We start from the raw sequence: 6,067 nt of genomic DNA, 5'->3' as shown, positions 1-6,067 counted from the left end.
GGACCCCGCCGCCCGGCCCTGTGGTCTACGATGCGCCGCCGACCTGCTGGTTGTAGCCGGCCACGATGTTCTCCAGGGCCTTGTCGGCCGACTGCTGGCCGTTGATCGCCTTGCCGAGCTCCGTCGGGGTCGGGTCCTCGGTGATGCTCTTGCCCTTCAGCGCCCAGCCCGTCTGCGCGGTGTTGAAGTAGCCGGAGATCGGGGCGTACAGCGGGATCGACTCGTTGTACAGCTTGAACGCCGCCTGCGCCGCCTCGGACTTGAAGGGGTACTTCGGGTTCAGACCGGTCTCGACCGGCAGGAACCCGGACGCCTCGCACAGCGCCTGGTAGTGGGCCGGCTCGTACAGCCAGGACAGGAACTTCTCCGCCGCGGCGGCCGCGTCGCCGTTGTTGTTGAAGCCCACCGTCATGCCGCCGCTGTTGACGTCGCTGGCCTGCACCGGCTCGGCGGGAGTCGGGACGCTCGCCCACTCGAACTTCGTGATGCTCTCCGCGTAGGCGGCGACCTGCCACACGCCGGACCAGTAGGCGACGACGTCACCGCTCTGGAACATGGCCGACGGGTCGGCCTCGCTGGTCCACACCGACTTCGGCATGGTCTTGTCGTCGTTCCATCCGACGAAGGTCTTCACGGCCTTCTTGGTCGCCGCGTCCACCGAGAACTTGCCGGAGTCGTCGGCGTGGACGTACTTGCCGCCCATCTCGTACACCATGGCGCGGAGCCGGGACGGCGACGGGTCGAAGGTCAGGGAGTACTTGGCGTTGGTCTTCTCCCGGACCTTGTCCGCCGCCTTGATGAACTCGGTCCAGGTCCAGGTCTTGTCGGGCGAGGTCGGGTAGTCGACGCCGGCCTTCTCGAAGAGCGACTTGTTGATGAACATGCCGGACGCGGTGATGTCCGAGGGGATGGACAGCACCTTCCCGGACGAGTCCTTGGCGATGAAGTTCTTGTTGATCTTGTTGCTCTTGTTGTTGGCGATGGAGCCGAGGTCGATCAGCTTGTTCGCCCAGATCGGGTCCAGCTTCGGCACTGCCGCCACGTCGGGCAGGGAGTTCGCCTGTGCGGCGTTGCGCAGCTTCGCGTCGTAGCCGTCGTAGGGGATGTTGACGAGCTTGACCTTGACGCCGGTTTCCTTCTTGTACTGCGCCACCATCTTCTTCCAGCCCGCGTCCTGCCCCGGAACCGTGGAGATCCAGAACGTCAGCGACTTGGAGGTCCCGCCGGAGCCGGAATCCGACCCGCCGCAGGCGGAGAGGAGGAGGGCACCCGCCGTCGCCACGGCAGCGAGGGGAACAACGCGGCGTATGCCACCGCGGCCGAGTCGGCGCGAGCGCCGCACACCCAGACTGGTCATCTTCAATCCCTTTTCGTCGTAGCGGAAGAAGCACGGCGCCAGCCGAGGCGGCACGGGTGCATTTTGCAGGAGATTTCGCATTCCGGGGGCACGGCCTCGCCCGGCCGCGTCTCCCTGACGGGTGGGGTCCCCGGCCATGACGGCCGACGTCGCACAAGCACGCCCTCGTGCGGCTGCCGTACTTCGCGTACGGGCGGGAGGCTTACCCGGAGTCGGCGTCCCGGCCGACTCAGAAAGCGCTTGTCCGGACATTGGCAGACCGACGACGCAGCCGTCAATGCTTCGCCCGCACAGCTCCGGTCACGGTTTGGATTCCATGGGCGACCGCGAGCCTGCTGGCGCCCGCGACCGTGCCGGTGTCCCCCACGACGCTGCTGACCACCTCGGTGGGCCAGCTCAGCCGGGCCAGCTCGGCCCGCACACCGGGCAGGAGCTGGGGATCCGCGCCGGTGCCGCCGCCCAGCACGATCAGTCCGGGGTCCATGACGGCGGCGACGGCGGCGGCGAGCCTGCCCACGTCGGCGGCGTGCGAGTCGAGGACGGCACAGGCCGTGGCGTGCCCCTGCCCGGCGAGGGTGAGGAGCCGCTCGGCGGTGCGCGGGCGGGGCCCGTCGATGTCCTGCCAGGCCTCGGCGGCACGGCGGAGCAGGGTGCGCGACCCCATCCGCTGCTCCAGGCCCTCGTGGCGGGGGGCGCTCAGGTCGTCCCAGGGATAGGGCAGTCTGGCCACCTCACCGGCGGCGCCGTTCGCGCCGCGCAGCACCCGGCCGCCGATGACGACGGCGAGGCCGATGCCGACGCCGATGCGCAGATAGCCGAAGGTGTCGCGGCCGACGGCGGCGCCTTCGTGCAGTTCGGCGAGGGCGGCGCAGTTGACGTTGTTCTCCAGGTGGACGGGGACACCCTCGGGCAGCGCCACCGCCATGGCGTCGAAGACCGGGCCGGCCTTGGCGGTCGCGGGGCGTTCCCCGGCGCCCTCTCCGTCCCGGGTGGTGACGTCACCGACCGCGACGACGACGGCCCGCAGCGGCGCGCCGACGGGCAGCGCGTCGAGGACCTTGCGGACGGTGTCGGCGGCCTCCGGGCGGGACCCGGTGCCCTCGGCGAGCAGCGTGCCGTCCAGGGCGCATCCGCGCACCCGTGTCTTGGCAGGTCCGAGGTCGACCGCGAGCACGGCGCCGGCGGCCGGGCCCAGCCGGTAGACCGCGGCGCTGCGGCCGGTGCCGCCGGAGGCCCGCCCGGAGTGGGCGGCGAGCTCCACGGCCTCGAGTTCGGCGACGGCGGTGGAGACGGTCGGCTTGGAAAGGCCCGCACCGGCCGCCAGCTGGGGGCGGGTGGCCGTGCCCGCCCCGGCCAGTACGTCGAACACCACACGGGCACTCTCACTCAGGTGCATGGTCTCCCCAGGTCGTGCTGCGGCCGAGCGGGCGGCCGCGAGGGTCGCGCGGCATCGGGAATTCCGTGCCTCTTGACGCACCCTACTTCGTTAGTTAACTTCCTAACGAACTTCACGGTACTCGCCTGCCGTGCTCCGCAGAAGCCCGTCCCGGGGCTTCCCTACCTCTTCAACTGCCGTGGCCCGACGCTCGGTTCGCCTGCCGTCCGCCGTGGCCGCGCAACACCGAAAGAGGACCCGTGCAGGACTCCACGCCTTACGCGGTCGGGATCGACGTGGGCGGCACCAAGACCCAGCTGCGCGCCCTCGCGGGCGGCGAGATCGTCGTCGACCGCGTCCGCGCCAGCACGGGCTGGCGGCCGCACGATCCCGGGGCCGCCGCCGACTGGCTGACCGCTCTGGTGCACGACGCCCTGCCGGCTCCCCTACGACCGTCCGCGCTCGCCGTGGGCGGTCACGCCTGTGAGACACCCCGCCAGTGCGAGGACATCCGGGCCGCGCTTCAGGAACGGCTGGGTGTGCCCTGCCTGGTCGTGGGCGACGCCGAGCTGCTCGTGCCCGCCGCAGGGCTGGACAAGGGCGTCGGCCTGGTCGCCGGTACCGGTTCGGTCGCGGTGGGGCGGTTGCCCGACGGCGGTCCGGTCCAGGTGGGCGGCTGGGGCGCCGTGCTCGGCGACGAGGGCGGCGCGGCCGGACTCGTCCGCGAGGCCGCGCGGGCCGTCTGGGCGGCGCACGACCGCGGCGCGCAGCCCGACGCCCTGGCCATCGGCCTGGCCGCCGCGTTCGAGGTGACCGAGGTGCCCGCGCTCGGCGCGGCACTGGAGGCCGCCACGGACGTCTCCGCCGAGTGGGGCCGGCACTCCCCCGTGGTGTTCGCCGCCGCCGACGCGGGCTCGCCGCTCGCCCGGGCCGTGATCGCCGAGGGCGGCCGGGCGCTCGCAGCGCTCGTCGTACGGCTCGCCCGGCGCGGGGTCGCGGTGGACGACGTGGTGGTGGCGGGCGGCACGGTGCTCGCTCAGCCCGCGCTGTACGCGGCCTTCACCTCCGCCCTCGCCGGACTCCTGCCCGGGGCCCGGCCGCAGCCCCTGCGCGTGCCGCCGGTCGAGGGCGCCGTGGCGCTGGCCCGTTCGCTTCTGTGAGCCGGGCGGACGCCGTTCACCTTCCGGACACCGACCTGTGGCCGTTCCCTCTCCGAAGGGTCACAACACGGCCGTAGATCTTCGCTCGTACGCAACAGGTGCCACAGAAGTCGCCAGAGGCACCCTGAGTCGCACACGTTGCACCATCTCCCCGGCCGAACGGCCGAAGCACCCGTCGCAGAACTCAAGAGAGGCGCACATGCCGTCATCAGCCGGGCACCGCAGCACCGCAACCGTCGACCGACGGGGCTTCCTCAAGACCTCCCTCGGGGCCTCGGCGGGCCTGCTCGCCGCACCGACGTTCGCCACTTGGCTCACCGCCGCCGACGCTAAGGCCGCCACCGGGCCCGCCGCGTTCGTCGACGACTACAAGTCGAACGTCACGACGAACCTGACCCCCGAGACCAACGCGGTCGTCCGGATCCTGGGCGGCATGTCGAAGGTGTGGAAGACCGGCGGCGCCTGGGACAACGGCCGGGTCCTGGACCGCGAGGTACTGCGCGGCAACATGCGCTACTGCGCCCGGATCACGACGGCCCGCACCGAGGCCCAGGCCAAGGAGGCCTTCCTCTACGACCGCCAGCACCAGAGCTACGCCATGATCGCCGGGCTGGGCCCGCTCGCCGAGCTGTACAAGGCGGGTGCCAAGGCCGTCACGTCGATCACCAGTGCCCCGGACGGCACGCCCGCCGGCAAGATCAACGACGCCGTGCCCGCCGACGCCCCGGCCGGATCCGCGCTCGGCGCGGGCTCATACGACTCCGACCTCGGCAAGGTGGCCAAGCTGGTCGACACCGTGCGCGGGCCGTTCGCCTCGGGCAACCCGGGCAAGTTCGCCTTCCAGTACCCGCGTCCGTGGCGAATGAACGAGGACAGCGAGGTCGTCGACACCGGGAAGAAGGACGCGCTCGGCTACCCGGTGTACGACTCGGAGGTGGTCGTCGCCACGCAGCTGCTGCGGCAGCGCTCCGAGGAGCCCAAGGAGGACGGCGGTTTCCCCAGCGGCCACACCAACGCCTTCCACCTGGCCGGACTGGCCTACGCGTACGCGGTGCCCGAGCGGTTCCAGGAGCTGGTGACGCGTGCGTTCGAGCTGAGCCACACCCGGATCATGTCGGGTATGCACTCCACCGTGGACGTCATCGGCGGCCGGATCATGGCCACCGCCCTGACGGCCGCCACGCTGGCCGACCCGGCGAACGCGGACCTCAAGGCGGCGGCCCGCGCCCAGGCCCTCGCCTACTTCACGCAGCGGACCGGCACCACCGCGGACACGCTGTACGCCCACGCGCACGCGGACGCCGGTGACGCCTACGCCGACCGTCAGGCCAACGCGCGTGCGGTCGAGCACCGGTTGACCTACGTCCTGCCCCGCCGCGGCCGCAAGGACCCGCTCACCGTGCCGAAGGGCGCGGAGGTCCTGCTGGAGACGCGGCTGCCGTACCTCGACGCCGCCCAGCGGCGCGAGGTGCTGCGGACGACCGCGCTGCCCTCCGGGTACGTCCTGCTGGACGGCTTCGAGCAGTGGGGGCGGCTGAACCTGTTCGCCGCCGCGGACGGGTACGGCGCCTTCGACCGCGACGTCACCGTGACGCTGGACGCGGCTGCCGGTGGTTTCCACGCGGCGGACAGCTGGCGCAACGACATCGAGGGCGACGGCGGGCTGACCAAGCGCGGCACCGGCACGCTCACCCTCACCGGCCACAACCGCTACCACGGCGGGACCGTCGTCGAGGACGGGCTGCTGGTCGCCGTGTCGCCGAACGCCCTGGGGCAGGGTGACGTCCGGGTCACGGGCGGCACGCTCCGCGCGGACAAGGTCCTGCGGGTGCGGGGCTCCTACGTCCAGGAGGGCGACTCGACGCTGGAGCTGCCGCTCCGCAAGAACCACGGCCCGGCGCTCACGGTGAGCCGGCGGGTCCTGCTGGGCCGGGACAGCGTGCTGTCGCTGCGGCTCGACACCGAGCGCCCGCCGGTCGCGGGGACGACCGTCCCGGTCCTGTCCGCTCCGGCGATGCGCGGCGGTTTCGCCCGCGTCGAGCTGGATTCCGACACGCTGCGGGCCGTACCCGTGCACACGCCGGAGGGCCTGTCGGTGCGACTCGTGCGGCGGTGACGCCGTGCGCGGCGGGGGCTGATGCAGAGTGGGTCCATGAGGGACCTCTGGATCGCTCC

The 6,067-nt window shown here is 72.2% G+C and carries 4 protein-coding genes; 2 read left to right on the top strand and 2 right to left on the bottom strand.

Annotation, left to right across the window (positions count from 1 at the left end):
- Nucleotides 1–25: 25 nt before the first annotated feature.
- The gene (locus ACWIF2_RS39680) at nt 26–1,357 is read right to left on the bottom strand and encodes an extracellular solute-binding protein (protein WP_454366439.1); all 1,332 of its coding nucleotides are present in this window, start codon (nt 1,355–1,357) and stop codon (nt 26–28) included.
- 274 nt (nt 1,358–1,631) lie between these two features.
- On the bottom strand, nt 1,632–2,753 hold the full coding sequence (locus ACWIF2_RS39675; RefSeq protein WP_454366437.1) for an ROK family protein: 1,122 nt from the start codon (nt 2,751–2,753) through the stop codon (nt 1,632–1,634).
- A gap of 239 nt (nt 2,754–2,992) precedes the next feature.
- On the opposite strand from ACWIF2_RS39675, the gene ACWIF2_RS39670 reads away from it, so the two are divergent.
- Nucleotides 2,993–3,892, top strand: coding sequence for an N-acetylglucosamine kinase (locus ACWIF2_RS39670; protein WP_454366435.1), 900 nt, complete (start codon nt 2,993–2,995; stop codon nt 3,890–3,892).
- Between the two features lie 199 nt (nt 3,893–4,091).
- Nucleotides 4,092–6,008 (top strand): phosphatase PAP2 family protein, encoded by a 1,917-nt coding sequence (locus ACWIF2_RS39665; protein ID WP_454366433.1) that lies wholly within the window; start codon nt 4,092–4,094, stop codon nt 6,006–6,008.
- The last annotated feature ends 59 nt before the right edge of the window (nt 6,009–6,067 follow it).

Source organism: Streptomyces sp. NPDC055506 (genome assembly GCF_053643595.1).
This window is presented reverse-complemented; position numbering and strand designations above follow the sequence as displayed.